At 70.2% G+C, this 21,029-nt stretch carries 19 protein-coding genes; 4 read left to right on the forward strand and 15 right to left on the reverse strand.

The genetic code is table 11. The annotated features are described in order from the left end of the window. Positions 1–93: 93 nt before the first annotated feature. The 12 genes from AC5JJ2_RS13860 to AC5JJ2_RS13915 all read right to left on the reverse strand — a co-directional run bounded on the left by AC5JJ2_RS13860 (position 94) and on the right by AC5JJ2_RS13915 (position 13,358). The gene (locus AC5JJ2_RS13860) at positions 94–588 is read right to left on the reverse strand and encodes a hypothetical protein (RefSeq protein WP_495858592.1); all 495 of its coding nucleotides are present in this window, start codon (positions 586–588) and stop codon (positions 94–96) included. Between the two features lie 2 nt (positions 589–590). Continuing rightward, the gene (locus tag AC5JJ2_RS13865; protein ID WP_495858593.1) at positions 591–1,427 is read right to left on the reverse strand and encodes a carbon-nitrogen hydrolase family protein; all 837 of its coding nucleotides are present in this window, start codon (positions 1,425–1,427) and stop codon (positions 591–593) included. 178 nt (positions 1,428–1,605) lie between these two features. Next, complete coding sequence (locus AC5JJ2_RS13870; protein ID WP_495858594.1) at positions 1,606–2,271, reverse strand: hypothetical protein; 666 nt, start codon at positions 2,269–2,271, stop codon at positions 1,606–1,608. A gap of 15 nt (positions 2,272–2,286) precedes the next feature. Continuing rightward, positions 2,287–2,958: a hypothetical protein gene (locus AC5JJ2_RS13875; protein ID WP_495858595.1), complete on the reverse strand. Its 672-nt coding sequence runs from the start codon at positions 2,956–2,958 to the stop codon at positions 2,287–2,289. A gap of 15 nt (positions 2,959–2,973) precedes the next feature. Then, on the reverse strand, positions 2,974–3,648 hold the full coding sequence (locus tag AC5JJ2_RS13880; RefSeq protein ID WP_495858596.1) for a hypothetical protein: 675 nt from the start codon (positions 3,646–3,648) through the stop codon (positions 2,974–2,976). Positions 3,649–3,681: 33 nt separating this feature from the next. Next, positions 3,682–5,127 carry a hypothetical protein gene (locus AC5JJ2_RS13885; protein ID WP_495858597.1) on the reverse strand — a complete coding sequence of 482 codons (1,446 nt, stop codon included), beginning with the start codon at positions 5,125–5,127 and terminating at the stop codon, positions 3,682–3,684. A 386-nt stretch (positions 5,128–5,513) separates the two neighbouring features. Next, positions 5,514–6,905 (reverse strand): acyl-CoA thioester hydrolase/BAAT C-terminal domain-containing protein, encoded by a 1,392-nt coding sequence (locus AC5JJ2_RS13890; protein ID WP_495858598.1) that lies wholly within the window; start codon positions 6,903–6,905, stop codon positions 5,514–5,516. Between the two features lie 75 nt (positions 6,906–6,980). Next, the gene (locus AC5JJ2_RS13895; protein ID WP_495858599.1) at positions 6,981–8,624 is read right to left on the reverse strand and encodes a CRTAC1 family protein; all 1,644 of its coding nucleotides are present in this window, start codon (positions 8,622–8,624) and stop codon (positions 6,981–6,983) included. A 61-nt stretch (positions 8,625–8,685) separates the two neighbouring features. After that, positions 8,686–9,156: a hypothetical protein gene (locus AC5JJ2_RS13900; RefSeq protein ID WP_495858600.1), complete on the reverse strand. Its 471-nt coding sequence runs from the start codon at positions 9,154–9,156 to the stop codon at positions 8,686–8,688. 89 nt (positions 9,157–9,245) lie between these two features. Next, a complete protein-coding gene (locus tag AC5JJ2_RS13905; protein ID WP_495858601.1) occupies positions 9,246–10,391 on the reverse strand; it encodes a DUF1559 domain-containing protein in 1,146 nt (381 codons plus the stop codon). A gap of 193 nt (positions 10,392–10,584) precedes the next feature. After that, positions 10,585–11,901 (reverse strand): glycoside hydrolase family 99 protein, encoded by a 1,317-nt coding sequence (locus AC5JJ2_RS13910; protein WP_495858602.1) that lies wholly within the window; start codon positions 11,899–11,901, stop codon positions 10,585–10,587. A gap of 158 nt (positions 11,902–12,059) precedes the next feature. Beyond that, on the reverse strand, positions 12,060–13,358 hold the full coding sequence (locus tag AC5JJ2_RS13915; RefSeq protein ID WP_495858603.1) for a peptidylprolyl isomerase: 1,299 nt from the start codon (positions 13,356–13,358) through the stop codon (positions 12,060–12,062). 112 nt (positions 13,359–13,470) lie between these two features. On the opposite strand from AC5JJ2_RS13915, the gene AC5JJ2_RS13920 reads away from it, so the two are divergent. The 4 genes from AC5JJ2_RS13920 to AC5JJ2_RS13935 all read left to right on the forward strand — a co-directional run bounded on the left by AC5JJ2_RS13920 (position 13,471) and on the right by AC5JJ2_RS13935 (position 16,527). Continuing rightward, positions 13,471–14,559, forward strand: coding sequence for a YncE family protein (locus tag AC5JJ2_RS13920; RefSeq protein WP_495858604.1), 1,089 nt, complete (start codon positions 13,471–13,473; stop codon positions 14,557–14,559). 184 nt (positions 14,560–14,743) lie between these two features. After that, on the forward strand, positions 14,744–15,493 hold the full coding sequence (locus AC5JJ2_RS13925; protein WP_495858605.1) for a LamG-like jellyroll fold domain-containing protein: 750 nt from the start codon (positions 14,744–14,746) through the stop codon (positions 15,491–15,493). A gap of 45 nt (positions 15,494–15,538) precedes the next feature. Continuing rightward, positions 15,539–16,012: a hypothetical protein gene (locus tag AC5JJ2_RS13930; protein WP_495858606.1), complete on the forward strand. Its 474-nt coding sequence runs from the start codon at positions 15,539–15,541 to the stop codon at positions 16,010–16,012. Further along, positions 16,009–16,527, forward strand: a complete 519-nt coding sequence (locus tag AC5JJ2_RS13935) for a hypothetical protein (protein WP_495858607.1) — start codon at positions 16,009–16,011, stop codon at positions 16,525–16,527. The genes AC5JJ2_RS13930 and AC5JJ2_RS13935 overlap by 4 nt, the downstream gene beginning before the upstream one ends. A gap of 15 nt (positions 16,528–16,542) precedes the next feature. Here the strand turns inward: AC5JJ2_RS13935 and AC5JJ2_RS13940 are convergent, their stop codons facing one another. The 3 genes from AC5JJ2_RS13940 to AC5JJ2_RS13950 all read right to left on the reverse strand — a co-directional run bounded on the left by AC5JJ2_RS13940 (position 16,543) and on the right by AC5JJ2_RS13950 (position 20,908). Next, positions 16,543–16,845, reverse strand: coding sequence for a hypothetical protein (locus AC5JJ2_RS13940; protein WP_495858608.1), 303 nt, complete (start codon positions 16,843–16,845; stop codon positions 16,543–16,545). Between the two features lie 30 nt (positions 16,846–16,875). Next, positions 16,876–17,799: a chemotaxis protein CheW gene (locus AC5JJ2_RS13945; protein WP_495858609.1), complete on the reverse strand. Its 924-nt coding sequence runs from the start codon at positions 17,797–17,799 to the stop codon at positions 16,876–16,878. Between the two features lie 157 nt (positions 17,800–17,956). Beyond that, a complete protein-coding gene (locus AC5JJ2_RS13950) occupies positions 17,957–20,908 on the reverse strand; it encodes a hybrid sensor histidine kinase/response regulator (protein WP_495858610.1) in 2,952 nt (983 codons plus the stop codon). Positions 20,909–21,029: the final 121 nt, after the last annotated feature.

Consider the following 21,029-nt stretch of genomic DNA (forward strand, 5'->3'; position numbering starts at 1 on the left):
AGTGGTTCCAAAACTTTCTACACGGTGGCAAGGGATGAGGCCCTGCGAAGCCCCGGCCATCCGTCTAAAGCACGCGGTAACGCGGCCCGTGGCTTAGTTCGTCTCCTCCCACTCGTCGCGGACGGGGATGCCCCGCCGCTCGGCCGCGGCGACGAGCGCGTCGAACAGCTTCGCCCGGTCGTGGTAGTTGACCGGGTTAACGACCACGCGGGTGGCGTCGCCCGCGACCGTGACCCGGTCGGTCCGGTCGCCGAACCCCGTCAGCCGGGTCCGCACCACCTCCCGCACGTCGGCCCACGACAGCTCGTCCACACCGCCGGGCCGGACCTGGACCACGCCGCCGGCGAAGATCACCAGCCGCCACCGCCGCTGCCGGTACAGCCACACGGCCAGCCCGACCGCCCCGGCCGCCACCAGCACGGCGCACGCCCGGTTCGTCGCGTCCAGGCCGAACCCGAACGCGACGACCGCCAGGCACGCCACGGCCGCGCCGCCGGCGACGATCAGCCCGGCCGTCGTCTGGCCCGGCGACGGCCGGTACACGGCCTCCGGCTCGCCGAGGTGCGCGAAGAACCCGTCGCGGCCCACGGCTACTTCCCCCCGGCCGCGGCCAGCAGCGCCGCCCCGAACTCGCGGGCGCTCCACCGCGACCGGCCGACGCCCCACGCCGCGTCCTCGGCCTGCTTCGGGTCGATGTCCGCGAACAGGAAGTCCTCCTTGTGCCGCCGGCTGCGGACGAGGATTTCGCCGGCCGGGTCCACGACGTAGCTGTCGCCGTACCCGACGCCGTCGTACTTCTGGATGCCGGCGTCCTTGCCGCGGGGCGTGACGTTGTTCCCGCGGACGAACCAGACGCGGTTCTCGACGGCCCGCGCGACGTGGTCCGCCCGCACCGTCATGAAGTGGCTCAGCAGCGACTCTTTCCCGATGTAGTTGTAGTGCGGGGCGAAGACGACCTTCGCCCCCTTCAGCGCGAGGATGCGGGCCGGCTCGATGTACCCGCCGTCCGAGCAGATGATGACGCCGAACTTGACGCCGTCCCGCTCGAAGACGGGGAACTCGCGGCCCTGCTTGTGGAACGGCATGTACGCGGAGCACTTGCTGTACGTGCCGAGGACGTGCCCCTTCACGACGACGGCGGCCGTGTTGTACAGGTCGCGGCCGCGTAGTTCGTTGAACCCGACGATGCAGGTCGCCTCGAACTTCGCGACGCGGTCGAGGAACTTGAGGAACGGCGGCGAGTCGGTGGCGACGGCGACGGCCCGTGCGGCGGCCTCGGTGTCCGGGTAGCCGGTGAGGAAGCACTCCGGGAAGGAGACGACTTGCACCCGCTCGCGGTCGGCCCGCTGGAGGCCGGCGACGACCTTCGCGAGGTTGCCGTCGAAGTCGCCGGGGATGGATTCGAGCTGGCAGTGGCCGATCCGCATGGGGAACCCTCCGGGGAGTCCCCACACGATACCGGCGACGGCGGGCGGGCACAACGAGCTAGCGGTGCGAAAGGCGAGCGGGGGGCGTCAGCCCCCTGATTCTGGGTGGGAGCGCTACCGAGAATCAAGGGGCTGACGCCCCCCGCTCGACGAAGTTGTTGCCCGTTGTGCTGTCTTCCTACTCCGGCTCGCCGAGGACTTCGCGGATGCGGGCCATCCGCCGTTGGAGGAACGCGGTCGTGTGGCCGGTCCGGTCGAAATGTTCTGGCAGTGGCGTGCCCTTCTCCTCGAAGTCTTGGTACGCGTTCATCCGCGTGTGCCACGCGTACTTGTCGGACACCTCGTAGTCGTGCGGCGGCACCCGGCCGCCGGGCCGGCGGAAGATGGTGATGTACCGGGCGTCCTCCACGTCGCCACGGCTCAGCCACACGGCCAACTCGATCACGTCCCCGACCCGCACGTCATCCCGCCCGTATCCCTTGCACCCACCTGGGGCTTGGTTTTGGGGTGGGACCTCGCCGGTGGCGAGTTGGGCCGACAACTTGAATCGCCGGGGCGGGCGACCGGGCGGTTCCGGGATGTTACGGCCGCCCGTTAGTGCCGATTCCGTGAAGTACACCTTCATGGTAATGGTGGTCGGGGTGAGGGCGGAGACTTGGCCCTCGTAGCTGATGATGAGCGACCAGTCCGGGTTGTACTTCCGCATGTCCACGATGCCGGGCAGGTGGACGGGCGGCGGCCGGGGCGGGTCCGGCGGCTCGGACGGCGGCAGCACGGGCGACGCCCCGGACCCGGCCGCCAGGCACAGGAGCACGAGGCCACCGATCATTGTCGTGTGACGCATAACGCCCTTCCGCCGCTACTCGGGCGGCTCGCCGAGGACCTCGCGGATGCGGGCCATCCGCCGCTGGAGGTACGCCGTCTGGTGGCCGGTCCGGTCGAAGTGCTCCGGCAGCGACGTCCCCTTCTCCTCGAAATCTTGGAACGCATTCATCCGAGTGTGGTGTGCGTACTTGCTCTCCACGTCCCGCTCGTAGGCGTGCGGTGGCACCCGCCCGCCGGGCCGCCGCCGGATCATGATGGACCGGGCGTCCTCCGCGCCGCCCCGCTCCAGCCACACGGATAGCTCGACCACGTCCCCGACCCGCACGTCGTCCCGCCCGTACCCCAGCCCCCTGGACAGCTGCTCCCTCGCGGGAACCCGGCCGGCGGCGAGCTCGGCCGAGAGCCGGAACCGCCGGGGCGGGCGGCCGGGTGGCTCGGGCACGGTGCTGCCGTTCGTGAGTTCCGAGTTCGTGAAGTAGACCCGGAGGGTGATGGTGGCCGGGGTGAGGGCGGTGACCTTGCCCTCGTAGTCAATGATGAGCGGCCGGTCGGGGTTGTACCGCCGCATGTCCACGATGCCGGGGAAGTGGACGGGCGGCGGCCGGGGCGGGTCCGGCGGGTCGGACGGCGGCAGCACGGGCGACGCCCCGGACCCGACCGCCAAACACAACAGGACGAGGCCGCCGATCAGGGTCGTGTGGCGCATAACGCCCTTCCGCCGCTACTCGGGCGGCTCGCCGAGGACTTCGCGGATGCGGGCCATCCGCCGCTGGAGGTACGCGCTCGTGTGACCGGTCCGGTCGAAGTGTTCGGGCAAGCGAGTCCCCCGTTCCTCGAAGTCGTTGTACGCGTTCATCCGCGTGTGCCGCGCATACTTGCTCGCCACGTCCCGCTCGTAGGCGTCTGGCGGAACCCGGCCACCCGGCCGCCGCCGGATACTAATGTACCGGGCGTCCTCCACGTCCCCACGGGCCAGCCACACGGACAACTCGATCACGTCCCCGACCCGCACGTCGTCCCGCCCGTAACCCTGGCCCCAACTCGGTAGTTGGTCCTTGGCCGGGACCTTGCCGGCGGAGAGTTCGGCGGAGAGCTTGAACCGCCGGGGCGGGCGGCCGGGCGGCTCCATGATGTCGCTACCGCCCGTCAGCTCCGAGTTCGTGAAGTACACCTGCAGGGTGATGGTGGCCGCGGTCAGGGCGGTGACCCGCCCCTCATAGTAGATAATGAGTGGCCGGTCGGGGTTGTACCGCCGCATGTCCACGATGCCGGGGAAGTGGACCGGCGGCGGCCGGGGCGGGTCCGGCGGGTCGGACGGCGGCAGCACGGGCGACGCCCCGGACCCGACCGCCAAACACAACAGGACGAGGCCGCCGATCAGGGTCGTGTGACGCATGGCACTCTCCCGCCCGCAACGGCGTCATTGAGGTTAAGGACGGGTCTTGATAAAGAGTCGCTTCAGATCAAGTATGGGCGGTTCAACCATGCACCAGTTCGCACCCGTGATACTCGGATATGGATGAAGTTCGTGCCCATCCAAGTACACGATGTCTTCGTTAGGCGCATATAACACGAGCCACCGGTTCTGCCCCAGAGGATCTTCCGTGGCCGGCCCACCGTCCACAAGGATGAGAGTCGGGTTTATGGCCGTGTACGAGCTGACGTAGAACGTGCCCTCGCACTGCCACAAATCGGCCCAGGTGTGGTCTTGACCCACCAAGCAAACGGCCGGCCGGTAGGTCCCCGAAAGCCAGTGGATGTCCCCCGTCACCACGAGCTTGCTGAAGATGAACGGGGGGGCCACGGCGGTCGCGAAGTTGGGGCGGCGGCTCGGCGCGTCGGAGTACGGGAAGACCTGGGCCCCGTTGTTGTAGAAGTCGCCGTCGATCGTCGACGTGCCAACCACCTTCCCGCCGCCGGCACCGGGCAAGGCCCTCTCTTTAAACTTCGTCGCGACCACACCGCCCGTCGCCTTCAGGCTGTGCTGGACCTTGAGCGTCGCATCGTCGAACAACACGAGATACCCATCCGATAGTTGCACGGACGGGCCGTTGCTGCCGCCGAGGCGGCCGGACACGTCGGCCGTGCAGTTAGGGTGAATCCACAGCGTGCCGCCCGCGACGGTGACGGGCGCATTCTCCGAGCGCCAAGTCCGGGGAAAACCAGCCCGTTCAACGACATCCGCCATGCCATAAATGATGATGGGGTTACCGGTCGAGTTCTTGCCGCTGAATACGATCGTCCCGTTGGTCGCATCGACATTGGCTTGACACCGCTGGCCCACCACGATGACGGCCGCGTTCACCAGGTCCAACGTGCCTGTAAGGTACGTGACCACGGCCCCCGCCAGTGACGAGCCGGAGGCGTCTGCCTGCAACAACGAACTCCCGGTCACGAGCGTGTTCCCGACGCCGGGATCGATGGTCCCGACCGACCCCGGCTCGAACGTCAGGCTGGACAGGTCGTCGGTCGAGTTCAGCGTCCCGGCCGTCCACGTGAACGCCTCGACGACGCTGATCGCCGACCCGACGCCGTTGTACCCCTGGTCCAGGTTCCCGCCGGCCAACTCCAGCTCGTACACCATCAGGTTGTCGTCGAGCGTCACGTGCGCCGTGTACCCGCTCGTCAGCCGGATGACGTCGTAGGAGCCTTCCCCGAGCCGCGGCGGGACGGGGTCGTTCATCACGTCCCACGCCACGTCGTCGGCCCGGTTCAGGCCGATACAGTCCACGTCGTACGCGGCCACGAACTGGACCTCGTCGGAGGTGTCCGGCCGGCGGCCGAGGCTCCAGTTCAGGTTGTAGTCCGCGTCCGTCGAGTACGTGCCCTGCCAGACGTTAACGGCGGGGGTGAGCCGGCACTCGAGAAGTTCCACGCCGAGCTTACGACGCGCACGGGTTAGACGGGGGGGGGGCGACGGTACGGCTTCTGACGCGCGACCACGGTAAGCGAAACATGCCGGCTCCTTGCAACGTGACCGGGGATGAGATGCCGAACAAACCCGGTCCCACGGTTGTACCGCGGCCGGAACATCGCCGCAAGAGAATTCTTGCACAATTCCCTGTCCTGATACCGGACAGCAACATCCGCACGAGTGCGGACGCCTACGCCCGTCGAGAGCAACAACCGAGCAGCTGGTCCCGCCGTTGGAATGGATTCTGAAATTGTGCCGTATTCACCCGCACCAGGAATTGAGGCCCGGCTGATACCGCCACGGGGCCACCCCGTGGCGGTGGCGGCGGTGGCGGTATCACTCGGCCCTCACTTCTTCAAAAACGCCACCGTCCGCCGCCAGGCGTCGGCCGCGGCTTCGCCTTCCGCCACGATGTCCTTCGCCGACGGGTCCGACGACGGCTCGCCGTACAGCCGCACCGGGAACGTCCCCGTCCCCGCGATCTGGTGGCCGGCCGTCGGGTAAATCTTCACCGCCACCCGGCCGGCCTTGTCCGCCGCCGCCAGCCGCTCCGCCACCGCGCGGGCCATGTCGCCGGACGCCCACACCTCGTCCCGGTCGCTCGCCAACAGCAGGACGCGGGCCGTCGCCCGCTCGACTGGGATGCGGGCGGCCGCGGCCTTGTCCGCGAAGAACTTCCGCGACCGCTCGTACCGCTCCGTGTTCGTCCGGTACAGGCCCTCCTGCTTCGGGTCGAACGAGAACAGCGGCATGAACGGCAGCGGCTCGCCGCCGACGCTCCACGACGACCGGGCCGTCGAGCGGCCGGCGTCCTCCGCGTACCCCTCCCACACGATGTCCGACGGGACCACCGCCACGGCCGCCGAAATCCAGTCGTACCGGCTCGCCGCCAGCAGCGCGAACTCCGCCCCCTTCGACACGCCGTACACGGCCAGCTTCGCCGCATCGACTTCCGGCCGCGCCTTCAGCCAGTCGCGGGCCGCCTCCAGCAGTTCCACCTTGATCTCGACGTGCTTGGTCGGCACGCCCTCGATCGGCTCGTAGGGCTGGGTGAAGTAGTTGACGGCCAGCGCCGCGAACCCCTGGCCGGCGAACTGCGCCGCCCGGCCGCGGGCCTTGTCCACGCTGCCGCCCTCGCTGCCGTGGAGCGTGATGACCGGGCGGAGCTTCGTCCCGTCCGCCGGGCGGGCGTAGACGGCGTGCCACCCCGGCCCGGTCGCCTCCTCGAACTTCAACCCCGGTGCGATCCCTTGAAGGCGGAACGTCGCCTCGGCCGCGACCTCGCCGCCGCGCTCCAGCTTGAGGTGGACGCGGTCCTCCGGGCCGGCGTCGAGCGGCTGGCGGTCGAACGCGCGGACGCCCTTCAGGGCCGGGTCGCCGAACCGGTAGCCGGTCCGCAACAGGGCGAGCGGGTCCGGCTTGGAATAGGAACCGCCGACCGGCGCGGCGGCGTCCACCCGGACGGTGCCGTCCGCGGCGGCGGCGAAGTCGGCGAATGCGTGCAGCGGCTGCCGGACCCGCTTCCACGCGCCGTCGCCGCCGGCCTGCCACTTCTCCAGCGACCGCAGCGCGTGCAGCCGGACGACCTCGTTCGGCTTCAGCCCGACGATCCGCACGTCCGGGTTCGCGCCATCGAGGACGGTCTTGGGAACGACGAGCGTCACGGGGTCGGCCGCGGCCGCCGGGACGAACGAGAGGAGTAGGAGCGCCGCCACCGGCCCACCGTTGATCCGCCGCATCGGGCTACCTCGTGGAGAACCTGCCGCCGTCCCGCCGTAGCCATTGCTAGACCGGGTCCGGCGGCGGTTGCCACGTCACGGCCGGCGAACCTCGACAGACTTGTCCGTCCCGCCCGGCAGCCGCTGCTCCTCGCCGTCCGGCCAGCGGACGACGACCTCGTCGAACCGGTCCGCCGCCCCGAGGCCGAACAGCGCCGCGGCCGTGCCGCTCGACAGGTAGCTGTCCGCCGGCTGGATCGTCCGCAGCTGCGTCCGCCCGCCGGCCGTCACCCGGACCTCCGCCCCGTGCGCCGGGCGGCCGGCCTTCGTCAACACGCTCACGGCCAGCGGGCGGTTCGCCGTCGTCTTGTTCAACAGCACCCGCGCCGGGCCGGCCACCGTCGTCACGACCAGGTCCGGGCGGCCGTCGCCGTCGAGGTCGGCGGCCGTCAGCCCGCGGGCGACGTTCGGCGGGCCGCAGAACGCCGGGTTCGCCTCCGACACGTCCGCGAACGTGCCGCCGTCGTTGCGGAGCAGCTGGTTCCGCTCCGCGTAGGGCTGCCAGAACGCCGGCAGGTGCTCGGCCCGCTTCGGCCCGGCGGCGATGGCCCCGTTCGCCAGCGCCAGGTCCGGCCGGCCGTCGAGGTCGAAGTCGGCCAGCACGGTACCGAACCCGGTCCCCCGCCACGCCGTCGCCGCCGCCCTCGTCGCGGCCGTGCGGTCCTTGAACTGCCCGGCCGCCTCCTGCTTCCAGAGGGTGTGCGACTCGGTCGTCAGGTGCGTCACGAACAGGTCGGTCCGGCCGTCGCCGTCCACGTCGCCGACGGCGACGCCCATGTTCGCGGCCGCCTGGCCCATCGCGTTCACGGCCAGCCCGCGGGCGAGCGCCTCCTCCTTGAACGTGCCGTCCTTCTGGTTCACCCACAGGTGGTTCGGCTTCGCGTCGTTGGCGACGAACACGTCCGGCCACCCGTCGCCGGTCAGGTCGGCGCAGTACACCCCTAACCCAGGGCCGGGAACCTTCGCGATACCGCTCGGGAGGCTCGCGTCCTCGAACGTGCCGTCGCCGCGGTTGCGGAACAGCTTCGCCGGCGTGCCGGGGAAGGAACTCGGGCCGCAGAACTCCCGCTTGCCGGTGCTCGTGCTCTCGCACGTGTGGCCGGGGTCCACGTTCACGTAGTTCGCGACGACGAGGTCCAGTCGGCCGTCGCGGTCGTAGTCGAAGAACGCGGCGGACGTGCCCCAGTGGGGGTTCGCGATCCCGGCGGCGGCGGTCGCGTCGCGGAACCGGCCCCCGCCCTCGTTGAGCAAGAGCCGCGTGCCGCGGTACTGGGTGACGGCCACGTCCGGCCGGCCGTCGTCGTTCACGTCGCCGACGGCGACGCCCATGTTGAACCCGTCGAAGTCGAGGCCGGACCCGGCCGAGGCGTCCGCGAACGTGCCGTCCGGTTGCTGGCGGAAGAGCTGATTCGTCTTGCCGGACCCCGGCCCGGCGTTCTGGAGGAACAGGAGGTCGGGGCGGCCGTCGCCGTCGGCGTCGAACGCGGCGACGCCGGACCCCATGACCCGCGGCATGAGGAAGTCGGTCGGGTCGCCGACGGCGTGGACGAAGTTCACCTTCAGCCGGTCGGTCGCGTCGGCGAACCACTCGACCTCCGGGGCGGGCGGGGGCGGGTCGCGGCGGCAGCCGGCGGCGGCGGCCGCGAACACGAGGGCCGCGACGAGCGGTCGGCGGGACATGATTCGGGAGGGGGAAAAAGTGCCGCGGGCGGCCCGGTGCGGGCCGCCCGGCGGTGGGACCTTACTTCTTGAGGCGGATGTCGAAGTCGAACTTGTTCTCGGCACCTTGCACCACGTCGCGGACCTGCTTGGTGGCGCTGCCGTAGTCCGGCGGGATGATGTCCTCGCCGGGCTCGACCGGGGCGGCCTGCGGCCCGCCCTGCATCTCGCGCATCTTCTGCTCGCCGGCCATCCGGGCCTTGGCCCCCTCGTCCACGCGGGCGTTCGTGGCCCCGGTCCCCTTCCGCTTGGCGGAGATGGAGATGCGGTTCGTGCCGACCATGGCCTGGCCGGAGTACTTGCCCTCGTAGATGTTGATGAGCACGGGCGGGCGGCCGTCGGTGTTGAACGTGATGGTGGCGTCGTCCAGCGGCTTGCCGTTCATCGTCACCTCGCCCTTGACGGGGACGTAGGACGGCGGGCGGTCGCCGCCGCAGCCGGCCGCGAGGAGGAAGGCGGGGGCGATGACGAATAGCCAAACGTATCGGCGCATGGCGTCCTCGGGTTCGAGGGAAGGGGGGGAAGGGAAAACGGGCCGATGGGAACCATCGGCCCGTCCGTGATGTTCGAGCTGTCGGGAACCTAGTCGAGGTTCGTAATCACCTGGCCGTCGTCGCGGGTGGCGAGCTGGGCCAGGGTGAGCAGCGAGAGCGAGTCGCGGAGGAACCGGACCGACCCGTCGCCCATGAGGGCGTTGACGCCGCCGCTGTGGTTAGAGTTCAGCGGGGTGTTGGACGGTTCCGCGTCGCCCACGCCGTTCGGCGGGCTGGTGGACGCGGAGGTCGGCCACCCGCGGTTCTGGTTGATCCGGTAGCGGACGGCCGTGTAGTTGTACCCGCGGGCCTCGTCCCACACGTTCATGGTCCAGGCCGCGCCGCCGCCGCTGAGGAACCCGCCGTTCGTCGCGCCCCAGTCGGGTTGCGGCGTGTTGTTGTTGTCGTACAGCGTGCCGGACGATTCCGAGACCATCATCGTGTTGCTGCTGCCGTCGCCCATGCCCTGGATCGTGACGCGGTAGAACCCGACCGTCAGCGGGCCGCCCCACGAGTTCCGGCCGCGGTCCTGGGACCAGCTGGTGCTGTCCGTGTTCCGCCGCTCGCGGAACACGCCGGTCCCGTCGATGTTGTCCACCGCCCCGACGATGGCCAGGTAGCTGCTGCGGGTCACGTCGCAGGCGTTCGCGTCGCCGGTCGCGTCGGCCGCCGCGGCCTGCTCGCAGTTCATCCGCCACCGGGAGTTCGTCAGCACCGGCTTGTTGTCCGACGGGCAGCGGTACGTCTGGATGACCGCGCCGGACGCGGCCAGGGCGTTCGTGTTCGCCGAGCTGAACGCGTTCCCGCGGAACGAGTCGTTCGCCCACCCGGAGTCGCCGCGGAACGTCATCCGCGAGTACAGCGGGCCTTGCTCGATGAACGGCAGGATGTACACCATCCAGCTGCTGGCGTCCCCTTCGTAGTTGATCGGGGCCACCATCCCCTGGCCGAGCGGCGCCCGGTCGCCCCGCGCGCCCGCCGGCGGCAGGAACCCGTTCGTGTCGTGGTACGCGTGCAACGCGATGCCCTGTTGCTTCAGGTTGTTCTGGCACTTCGCGCGGGCCGCGGCTTCCCGGACCTTCTGAACGGCCGGCAGCAGCAGGCCGATCAGGATGGCGATGATCGCGATCACCACCAGCAGCTCGATCAGCGTGAACCCTCTACGCTTCAGAGCTTGTGAGAGAGAAGAGTACATTCACACACCTTCGGAGATGAGGCGTCATGATACCCAGAAAGAGGCGAGTCCCAGTTCTGGGATTAAGAAACAGTCTTCATTATTACCCACTCCCGATTATCGGGGCAAGCGAGATCGCCCCCCGGATTGTAACTTTTCATAAAAAAATCATCGCCGCGGACTTGACCCGAAAACGCCCCCGTCGGCCGAACGATCACGTCGGTCCCGACAGGTCCGGCAACTCCGCCGTCGCCGGCACGTCGCCGCGGATCAGCTTCGTCGCCGCCCCGACCAGCTTCAGGTAGTGGTCGCTCGGCAGCCCGCCGTAGGTCGCGAACTTCGACGCCCCGACCGGCACGTCGTTGGTGCATTTGAAGATCGCCGTCCCCTCGTCCACCTCGTCGAACATGGCCTGGTAAGCCATCGTCGCCCCCGCCTTCTTCGCGGCGACGTACTGCGCCCACAGGAACTTCCCGCCGTCCCGCGGGATCGACTCGAGCGGCGACTTCGGCTTCTGGTTGTGCCAACTGAACCCCGGAAACACGACCGGCAGGTAGTCCTTCTTCTTCGCGTCGCACCACGCCAGGTCCGGGGCCATCGTCTTCGTCGCGTAAGCCGCCGCCGCGGCCGCCGTGGCGTACCGGCCGACGGTCCAGGGGCTGACCACGTCCGCCGCCGCGATAACGTCGTGCAGCGCCGCGTCCGCCACCGCGTCCCGGTCGAGCGTCCGCCAGTGCGTCGGCACGCCGAGCATCACCGTGCATTCGCCGCCGGCCTTCCCCTTGAGGAACGTCACGAGGTCGTGGCACTCCTTGAGCGTGTACTTGCGGCCGTCGCCGAACCCGACGCCCCAGACGGCGACGACCGGCCGGCCGGCGTGCCGCAGGTAGGCCGGGTCGTCGGTGATCCGCATCTTGTCAAGGAGCAACTTCCAGTCGTCGATGACGCCGGCGACCCGCCCGGCGCGGAGGCCGGACAGGTCGTACATGACGGCGTAGGCCCGGCCGTGCCGGTTCGCCCCCTCGCGGCAGTGGCCGAGGACGGTGGTGAACTGCCGCAGCCCGAGCGGGTGCGCCACCTCCGTGGCGAACCGCTGCACGAACGCGCCGTCGAGGCCGTACTCCCGCATCCACTGGAAGTGGCGGAGGACGGTCTTCGCCTTGAACGCGCTGTACACCTCGGCCGCGGTTCCGTCCGCCTTCTTGAACGGCGTGGCGAACCGCTCGTCGGCGTCGAGTTCGGACACGTCCGGCCACAGGTCCACGTTCGTGCTGCCGGGTTTGAACCCGTCCTTGCCCTGCCAGTGGTACCACCCGCGGCCGCACCCGTCGCCCTCGGCCGCGTGCCACCCCTGGTAGCCGCACATCACCTTCCCGACGAGCGTGGCCCGGTCCACGCCGGCGGCGGTCGGCCCGCGGTACGGCCGCATCGTCTCCTCGACGACCCGCTCGCGGGTCGGCGGGTCCCCGGCGCGGGCCAGCCCGGCGACGAGGCCGGCGGTGGCGGCGAGGAACGTCCGGCGGTCGGTCATGGTGGTCCCCTACGCTCCGAGGTGGTTTCAAGCCCTGGGACCGCGGGCGTCCCGCCCGCTTCGCTCCCAGCCAGTTAAGACGGCTCCCCGCGGCCGGGCAGGTGGGCGGGCGGGACGCCCGCGGTCCCAGGCCGCCCGCCCCTCGAACGGCCCGGCCGTCACTCGTTGCGGATGACCCGGCGGATGTCCACCGGCTTCGTCAGTTCGCCGTCCTTCGTCGGGCCGGCCAGGATTTTCTTCACCACGTCCCGCCCCGTCGTCACGCGGCCGATGGGGACGACGGACGCGGTTCCCACGTCGATCGTGTCGCCGAGGAACACCGCGAACCCGACCCACCCCGTCTCGTCCCGCACCAGCGCGATCGTCCCGTCCGCGGGCTTCGCGGTCGCCGCCGGCACGTCCTCCAGCGCGAGGTCCTTCGCCCACTTCTCCTTCCACGCCGAGCCGACGGCCGCCCACGCCCCGCCGCCGGACGCACGCACGAACCGGCCGGAGTGGTAGCCGCCGTCGAGCGCGACGCGGAGGAAGTTCGTCACCGCGGCCGGGGCCGCCGTCGCGTCCAGCTCCACGTCGAAGTCGCCGGCCGCGGTCTGGACCACGACCTTCGGCTTCGCCCCGACGGCCGCGTCCCGCCACCGGAACCGCGGCACGGCCGCCGGGTCGTACCCCACGAGGTGGGCGCGGTCTTCGGGCTTCCGGTCCCGCGGCTTCACGTACCGCCACGCCGTGTCGCCGAACACCTCCTTGCACAGCGCCGCGAGGCCGGGGTCGTGGCTCTTCAACTTCGCCCGCGTCCGCACGTCGTTGTGCAGCGCGTCCGGCGGGGCGTTGTCGTCGAACCAGCTCTGCACGCCCTCGGCCCAGTACTCGTGGCGGTTCGTGGCCGCGTAGGTGTCCTTCCAAAGCCCGCGGGCGGACGCCGCCTCGAACGCCGCCTTCAGCCGGCCGTCGAACGTCGGATCGACGGTGTTGAGGCCGGTCCCGTGGATCGCGTGGGCGAACTCGTGGAGGAAGATGTTCTCGCCGGGGTACGGGTCGCGGGGGAAGTTCAGCAGGTTCTCCTCGCCGCCGCTGACGACCGGCGTGCGGGGCGTCGCCCCGAGGCCGCGGGCGCGGCGGTCCCAGAACAGCTTCGGCTTCATGTTGCGGTGTTCGGGCACGTCCGTCGTGTACTCGCCCGCGGCCATGACGACGGCCCGGACGTTCTGCGCGGCCATCGCCTTGAGAATGTCCGCCCGGCCGGCGAGCATGTTGCGGACGATCCACGCGGCCTCGGCGAGCGCGGCGTCGGACACCTTCGCCGACCCGACCACCGGCAGCCCGTCGGCGTCCGCGTGCTTCTGGTAGAAGGCGTCGAGCTTGAGCCGGTCCCGCAGCTCCTTCGGGACCGGGTCGGCGGCCGCGGGACTTGCAAAGACGACGAGTGCGAGAACGGCGGACGCGGGCTTGGCGTACACGGTCGGCCTCCGGGACGGGTGCGGACAGTGTACGAACCGCCGGGCCGCGCTTGACCCCGCCCGTCCGACCGCGGATACTCGGCCGGTGCCCGTTTCTCTCCCCGGTGACACCATGGACCGCCGCGCCTTCCTCGCCGCCTCCCTCGTCGCCCCACTCGCCGCCCGCGCCGAACCCGCGGCGGCCCGGCGGCTGTACGTCGTCTGCCCCGGCGTCCGCGACTACCTCGAGTTCGGCGGGGCCGGCGTCCTCGTCTTCGACATCGACGCCGGGCACACGTTCGTGAAGCGGATCGCGACGACCGCGAGTGCGGCCGCGAAGCCGCGGAACGTGAAGGGCGTCGTCGCCAGCGCCGCCACCGGGAAGCTGCACTTCACGACGCCGGAGACGCTGTACTGCGTGGACCTCCGCACCGAGAAGACGGAGTGGGGCAAGGAACTGCCGCAGGGCTGCGACCGGCTCGCCGCCACGCCGGACGGGGCGACGCTGTTCGTGCCGTCGTTCGAGAAGGACATCTGGAACGTCGTCGAGGCCGCGACCGGTAGCGTGACCGCGACCATCGAGACGAAGAGCGGGGCGCACAACACGATCTGCGGGCCGGACGGGAAGCACGCGTACTTGGCCGGGCTGAAGTCGCCGTTCCTGTTCGTCGCGGACACGGCGACGAAGAAGGTCGTGAGCAAGGTCGGCCCGTTCGCCGCCTCCATCCGGCCGTTCACGGTGAACGGGGCGCAGACGCTCTGCTTCGTGAACGTGAACGAGTTGCTCGGGTTCGAGATCGGCGACTTGAAGACGGGGAAGAAGCTGCACCGCGTGGAGGTGCCGGGCGTGAAGGCCGGGCCGGTGAAGCGGCACGGCTGCCCGAGCCACGGCATCGGGCTGACACCGGACGAGAAGGAGGTGTGGGTCGTCGATGCGTTCAACGAGCGGGTTCATGTGTTCGACGCGACGCAGATGCCGCCGAAGTACGTGACGAGCATCAAGCTCCGCGAGCAGCCGGGGTGGGTGACGTTCTCGCTGGACGGCAAGTACGCGTACCCGTCCACCGGCGAGGTGATCGACACCGCGACGAAGCAGATCGTGGCGAAGTTGGCCGACGAGACGGGCCGCCCGGTCCACAGCGAGAAGATGCTGGAGATTCACTTCAAAGACGGCGTCCCGACCACGACCGGCGACCAGTTCGGGTTGGGCCGCAAGGCGTGACGGCCCTTGTGGAACCTGGCTTTGTGGAACCCGGAGCGGAAGCGATGGGGTGTTGGTCCCTCACCCCATCGCTTCCGCTCCGGGTTCCACAAGGCCGGCCGGCGACCATCTCCTTGCACGCCCTCACCCGGCGGTCTACGATGGCACTTCCGCCGTCTTCCCTTCCCTCACTCAAGAGCCGACCATGAAACTGCCGCTCTCCCTCGGGTGCGCCGCCCTCCTCGCCGCGAACGTGCTCGCCGCCGACCGGCCGGCGGTCCCGGAGAAGCCGATCGCGGAGAAGAAGGACCTCCTCTTCTGCGACGACTTCGAGGCCGCCGCCCCGGCGAAGGCGTGGCACAAGGTCGTGCCGACGTTCGCGTTCGACAAGGGCGTCCTCCGCGGCACGCAGACCCGCGACAAGACCGTCCCCGCGGCGGACGGCAAGCCGGCCGTCACGGCGCACGCGGCCGTCCACGGGCTGGACGTGCCGACGAAGGACAGCGTCGTCGAGGTGAAAATCCGGTTCGAGGGGGCGACGATGATCGACGTGGAGTTCGACGACCGGAAGTACACCGGAGCGCACTACGGGCACATCTGCCGGGCGCAGGTCCGGCTCACCGGCGTGACGCTGATCGACGAGCGGGACGGCACGATGCGGAACGACATCTACGCGATGAAGAAGGACCCGGCGAAGAAGGCGGAGGTCGCGAAGCTGCTGGCCGGCCGGACCGCGACGTACCCGGCGAAGCTGGAGGCCGGGAAGTGGTACGTGTTGGTGGTGGAGACGGTCGGCGACGAGATGCGGGTGACGCTCGACGGCAAGCCGGCGGGCTACCTGAAATCGTCCGGCATCGGGCACGCGACGAAGTCGAAGATGGAGCTGGGCGTGGCCGGCAAGGACGGCCTGCTCGACGACCTCAAGGTGTGGGACGCGGCCCCGGCGAAGCGGTAGATGGCGTGTACGATAGACGGGGACGTTGTTCGAGGGAGACCGCCGATGGGCAAGCTGAAGGACTTCCTGGCCGCCGAAGGGGACAAGCTGCTCGCCGAGGCCGACGCGGAAGCGGCGGCCCAGCGGCAGTGGGTGCAATCCGTGACCGCGCTCTTCCAAACCCTGGAAGCATGGGTGCGGGCGGCCGACACGAGCGGGATCATCCGCGTCGAGGCGGACACTGTTCTGAGCCGCGACGGCGAAACCCGCGTCCCGCGGCTACGGATCGAGGCCGGCGTGCGACGCGTGTTGATTCACGCCTCGTCGCGGGGCGTCGCCCTGAAGTACGACCTGCCCGACGACGGCACGTCACGGCGGTCGGACGGTTTGGTCGAAATCGAGGGCGGCCCGCACACCTACCGCTTGTTTCTCTTCCGCATCGACGGCCAGGATCGGTGGTACCTCCGCACGACCGGCTCGAACTTGCGGCGACTCGATCAGGAACAGTTCGAGAACTTGGTCGCGCTATCGCTCCGGTGAAGACACTCGCCGAAGCATGGGCCTGGTACGAAGCGACCAAGCAGCACGCCAAACTGGTTCGCCGGCTGGTCGGGCACCACTGGGAGGTGTTGCCCGACGACCCGGTCTTTGAGGCCGGGCGGGTGCGCCTTTTGGAAGGGGCGACGGTCGTTCAGAACACGCTCGACGACCTCGCCGTCGTGGTGTTCTTCTCGGTATTCGAGGCCATCGTCCGGCAACACGTCCTGGACGAGATCGGTCCGGAGCAACAGTTGCTCACCCACCCCGTCTTGATCGCGGCTGCCGGGGATGCGTCCGAGCGGGTTGAAGTCGGCAGCTTCGCCCGCGTGCTGGAGCCGTACAAGTCGCCGGGCTTGGCCGACCTGATCGAGCAAGTGAACCAGGTCCGCAGGTATCGGAACTGGGTCGCCCACGGGAAACGGGCGTCCGGCACGATGCCAGCCCGCGTGGTCCCCGATGCAGCATACGAACGGCTGACCGCGTTCCTGGCCGCGATCCGTGGGGGCGAGGAGTGATGACCGGGCACGCGGTCAACACCCGTCGCTCAGGTACAACAGGGCCACGAAGAACCACAGGAACAGCCCGACGGCACTCAGCACACCCGTCAGGACCTTCGGCCGAATCGGGTGCGCGAGGATGAGCGCGACCAGGATCGCCGCCTCGACCCACATCCGAGATTCGCTGTAGCCGGGGTGGTCCAGTCCCAACCCGATGGGCATCGCCAACGGTCCGAGGAGCATCGCGAACGGGTACGACGTGCCGCCCCAACACAGCACGGACCAGAACGTCCCGAGCAACAGGCCGGGTAGGACGACGCGGAGACGCGGGTTCATGCGGGAAGCCTCCGCCCGCATGTTACCCGCTCACCCCTTCGCCGTCAGCTTCGTCAGGTCGGGGATCACCAGCGTCTGCTCGTTCGTGTCGAAGATGCCCAGGACGCGGTCCGCGGTCAGCGTGATCGGCCGGCGGGCCGGGACGCTCGGCAGCGGCAGCGGCAGCACCCGGACGCCGTTGCCGGTCAAGAGGCCTAGCGGCTCGCGGGCCGGGGTGCGAATCACCACCACCCGCCGGGTCGGGGCGGTCGGGGCCTTCAGCCCGCACCACGCCATCAGGTCCACGACCGGCAGCGGGCCGCCCCGCCACTCGACCATCTCCACGACGTGATCCGCCGCGCCGGGGACGGCCGTGCCGGGCGGGGCGTCGATGATCTCGGCCACGCACCCGACCGGGATGCCGAACCCGACGACCCGGCTGCCCGGCAGCGGGTACTCGACCTGCCCGATGGCCAGCAGCCGGTCGGACCGCCTCTTCGTGGATCGCGCGATCGGTGGCGGGGCGTCGTCGGCCTCGTCGGCGAACAGATCGACCTCGCCGGCCAGCCGGTCCGGGTCGAGGAGCAGCAGGGGTCGGCCGTCGTGGACGAGCAGGCCGTCGAAGAACAGGCCCCGCTTCGCGATGCTCTTGGGGACGGGCTTCACCTCGGCGGCGGACAGCCGCGCGATCGGCGAGACGCGGTCCACGAGCAGGCCGTGCCGCTCGCCGCCGATGGCGGTGAGGACGACCTGCCCGCCGCGGACGGGCGGGGCGGCGACGCCGAGGCGGGCGGCGAGGCCGACGACCGGCCACTCGCCGGCGCGGTTCGTGATGCGGCCGGCGAGGTCCGGGCGGTCGGCGGCCGGCTTGATCCGGTCGCCCCGCTCGATGCCGAGGACGCGGCCCATGTCGAGGCCGACGGTGACCGGGCCGACGGTGAGGCGGACGAGGTTCGTGGTGGCGGTGGCGATCATGAACGGCCTGGTTGGGGAATCTCGCGTCGCATACCCGAACCCGACTTCCGAAGTCCGGCTTCGACTTCGGAAGTCGATCCCGCGCAGAAGCATTCGCAGGGTCGGGATAGGCCCGTCCGTCCGCTCGACTTCCGAAGTCGAAGCCGGACTTCGGAAGTCAGGGTGTCGCGCTCCGCGACAGGTGGCGGATCACGTCGATCAGCGACTCGTCCTGGTACGGCTTCGTCACGTAGGCCGACGCCCCGAGGTCCATCGCCTTGCGGCGGTGCTTCTCCGCCGCCCGCGACGTGATGACCACCACCGGCAGCTGCTTCAACCCGGCTTGCGCCCGGATCGTGCCGAGCAGCTCGTACCCGTCCATCCGCGGCATCTCGATGTCCGACAGCACCACGTCCGGCAGCCCCTGGCCGCGCTGCAATATCTCCATCGCCTCGATCCCGTCCTTCGCGGCGATGGCCGTCCACCCCTGGCGTTCCACCAGGTTCGTCAGCACCCGCCGCACGCTCGGCGAGTCGTCCACCAGGAGCACCCGCGTCGCGGCCCGCGCTCGCGGCGCGGCCGGACGGGGGAACAGCTGGGACATCGTGATCGAGTGCGTGGCGGCGGCGACCGCCGCGGCCGCGGCCCGCATCAACTCCGGCGGGTTGAGAATCAGCACCACGCTCCCGTCGCCGAGGAGCGTCGCCCCGGACACGGCCGGGACGCGCTTCAGGTGCGACCCCAGGTTCTTGATGACGATCTCCCGCCCGCCGAGCAGTTGCTCCACCACCAGGGCCAGCCGCTTCTCGCCGGCCTTGATGAGCAGCACCGGCGGCCGCGACACGCCCTCGTCCGGCGACGTTTTCAGGTTCAGCACGCGGCCGAGGTGCGCGACCGGGTACGTCACGTCGCCGACCTTCAGCACCGGATCGCGGCCGATCTTCTGCACGTCCGATTCCTCGAACCGCAGGATTTGCTCGACCGCGTCCAGCGGGACCGCGAACGTCTGCCGGTTCGCCGTCACCATCAGCGCCCGCGTGACCGCCAGCGTCATCGGCAGCCGGATCGTGAACGTCGTCCCCTGGCCGACCTTCGACGCGATCGAGACCGTGCCCTTGAGCGCCTCGACCTTCGACTTCACCACGTCCAGCCCGACGCCGCGGCCGGACAGTTCGCTCACCTTGTCCTTCGTGCTGAAGCCGGGGGCGAACAGGAACGCGTACACGTCGTCCAGCGGCAGTTCGTCCACGTCGCTCGCGGCGACGAGGCCCCGCGCCACGGCCGTGGCCCGCACCGCGTCCGCGTCGATCCCGCGGCCGTCGTCCGCGATGCGGAGGACGACCTGGCTGCCCTCGTGGACGGCGGAGAGTTTGATCGTGCCCGCCGCCGGCTTGCCGAGCGCCTTCCGCACCTCCGGCGTTTCCAGCCCGTGATCGACGGCGTTCCGCAGCAGGTGCAGGAGTGGGTCGGCCATCGCCTCCAGGACCGACTTGTCGAGGCCGGTCCGCTCGCCGTCGAGCACCAACTCGGCCTTCTTGCCGGTCTGCTGCGCCGCGTTGCGGACGGTCCGCTGGAGCTTGCTCGTGTGCGTGGACAGCGGGACCATCCGCAGCCGCATGAGCTTGTCTTCGAGTTCGCTCGACAGCCGGGCTTGGCGGGTGAGGAACCCGTCGAAGTCGCCGTGGACGTGGCCGAGCTCGCCGCCGAGCGTCTGGATGTCGTTGGTCGTTTCCGCCAGCTCGCGGCTGACGAGGTGGAACTCCGTGTACCGGTCGAACTCGAGGTCGTCGAACCCGTCGCCGCCGGCCCCGGTCGTGTCGCCGCCGAGGGCCGCCGGCTGCGAACCCGGCAGGGCGAGCTTGCCGCCGCCGAGGGCCGACGCCTCGAACCCGGTTTCCAGCTTCGTGGACGCGCGACGAAGACGGTCGGTGCTGGGGTTCAGCTCGTTCAGCAGCCGTTGGAACTCGCCCATCCGCGTCTCGAACGCGGACCGCGCGATCACCAATTCGCTGACCAGCTTCGTGATGTCGTTGAGCCGCTCGATCGGCACGCGGACGAACGCCTCGGCCTTCTCGACCCGTTCCGCCTTCGGCTCGGCCTTCTCCGCCGGCTCGTCCTCGATCTCCTGCGGCAGTTCCGGCTCCGGCGGCGCGGGTTGCTCGTCCGTGGACGGCGTGGCCGCGAGCGCGGCGTCGAGCTTCGCGAACAGCGGCGCGAACGCCGTCGGGCGGCCGTTGATCGTGTCCTCGATCGCGTCCGTGCTGCCGAGCAGCACGTCGATCTCGTCCGCCGTCGCGACCCGCTTCCCCTCAAAGTAAAGGTCGAGCAGGTCTTCCATCCGGTGCGCGAGCGTCGTCACGTCGGCGAACCCGACCATCGCGGCCGTGCCCTTGAGCGTGTGGGCGGCCCGGCGGACCTCCTGCCACTGCTCGCGGTCGGCGGGGTTCTTTTTCGTCGCGGGAAGGAGCGTCGTCAAAACGCGGAGGTGGTCGTCGGCTTCCAGTTTGAAGACTTCGAGCAACTCCGGCGGGATGTCGGCCGCTTTCGGCCCCGCGGCCGGCGGCGAGAGGAAGTTCGGGATCGGCAGCCCGGCCAGGTCATCGACGGTTTCTTGCAGGTTGCCGAACCCCGGCGGCGCGAGGTCGGCGAGCGTGTCGTCCGGGGTCGGGAGGTCGCCGAACGGGGCGACCCACTCCTTGCCGCCGAGGGCCGCGCCGGTCGCCGCGGACTCGTCGGCCGGGAGGCCGCGGAGGGTTTGCAGCGTCCGCACCGCGTCGGTGACGAGCGGCTCCTCGTTCAGATTCTCGCCGAGCGTCCCCTCGATGTACGCCTCGATCGCCTTCACGCCGCCGTCGAGCGCGTCGAGCACGGCCGGGTCGGGCGGCAGCTTCCCCTGGGTAATGTCGTCGAAGGCTTGTTCCAAATGGAACCCGATGTGGCTCAGCCCGCCGAGGCCGACCATGGCGGCCGCGCCCTTGATGGTGTGGACGCACCGGTGCGCCTCCTCGGCGGCGGCGAGGTCGGCCGGGTTCGCCCACAGGGCGGCGAGGCCGGCCCGGACGGCCGGCAGGTAGCCGCTGGCTTCTTCCAGGAAGCCGAGGAGGATTTCGGGATCGACGGTTCGGCTCATGGGGGGCGGCCCGCGAAGGGGTGAGAGAATGACCGGCGAGCCGAGCGGCGGGGGGCCCCCCGGGGGGGGGAAAAAACCCCCCGGGCCCCCCCCCCCCCGCCGCACCCGGCAAACCCCGGTG

The organism is Limnoglobus sp., from assembly GCF_059499385.1.

What these genes read in the sequence shown, in the direction of transcription:
- AC5JJ2_RS13870 (WP_495858594.1), bottom strand. Translation starts at nt 2,271, where the DNA reads ATGCGTCACACGACAATGATCGGTGGCCTCGTGCTCCTGTGCCTGGCG.
- AC5JJ2_RS13875 (WP_495858595.1), bottom strand. Translation starts at nt 2,958, where the DNA reads ATGCGCCACACGACCCTGATCGGCGGCCTCGTCCTGTTGTGTTTGGCG.
- AC5JJ2_RS13925 (WP_495858605.1), top strand. Translation starts at nt 14,744, where the DNA reads ATGAAACTGCCGCTCTCCCTCGGGTGCGCCGCCCTCCTCGCCGCGAAC.
- AC5JJ2_RS13890 (WP_495858598.1), bottom strand. Translation starts at nt 6,905, where the DNA reads ATGCGGCGGATCAACGGTGGGCCGGTGGCGGCGCTCCTACTCCTCTCG.
- AC5JJ2_RS13880 (WP_495858596.1), bottom strand. Translation starts at nt 3,648, where the DNA reads ATGCGTCACACGACCCTGATCGGCGGCCTCGTCCTGTTGTGTTTGGCG.
- AC5JJ2_RS13920 (WP_495858604.1), top strand. Translation starts at nt 13,471, where the DNA reads ATGGACCGCCGCGCCTTCCTCGCCGCCTCCCTCGTCGCCCCACTCGCC.
- AC5JJ2_RS13910 (WP_495858602.1), bottom strand. Translation starts at nt 11,901, where the DNA reads ATGACCGACCGCCGGACGTTCCTCGCCGCCACCGCCGGCCTCGTCGCC.
- AC5JJ2_RS13900 (WP_495858600.1), bottom strand. Translation starts at nt 9,156, where the DNA reads ATGCGCCGATACGTTTGGCTATTCGTCATCGCCCCCGCCTTCCTCCTC.
- AC5JJ2_RS13895 (WP_495858599.1), bottom strand. Translation starts at nt 8,624, where the DNA reads ATGTCCCGCCGACCGCTCGTCGCGGCCCTCGTGTTCGCGGCCGCCGCC.
- AC5JJ2_RS13945 (WP_495858609.1), bottom strand. Translation starts at nt 17,799, where the DNA reads ATGATCGCCACCGCCACCACGAACCTCGTCCGCCTCACCGTCGGCCCG.
- AC5JJ2_RS13905 (WP_495858601.1), bottom strand. Translation starts at nt 10,391, where the DNA reads ATGTACTCTTCTCTCTCACAAGCTCTGAAGCGTAGAGGGTTCACGCTG.
- AC5JJ2_RS13940 (WP_495858608.1), bottom strand. Translation starts at nt 16,845, where the DNA reads ATGAACCCGCGTCTCCGCGTCGTCCTACCCGGCCTGTTGCTCGGGACG.
- AC5JJ2_RS13950 (WP_495858610.1), bottom strand. Translation starts at nt 20,908, where the DNA reads ATGAGCCGAACCGTCGATCCCGAAATCCTCCTCGGCTTCCTGGAAGAA.
- AC5JJ2_RS13930 (WP_495858606.1), top strand. Translation starts at nt 15,539, where the DNA reads ATGGGCAAGCTGAAGGACTTCCTGGCCGCCGAAGGGGACAAGCTGCTC.
- AC5JJ2_RS13865 (WP_495858593.1), bottom strand. Translation starts at nt 1,427, where the DNA reads ATGCGGATCGGCCACTGCCAGCTCGAATCCATCCCCGGCGACTTCGAC.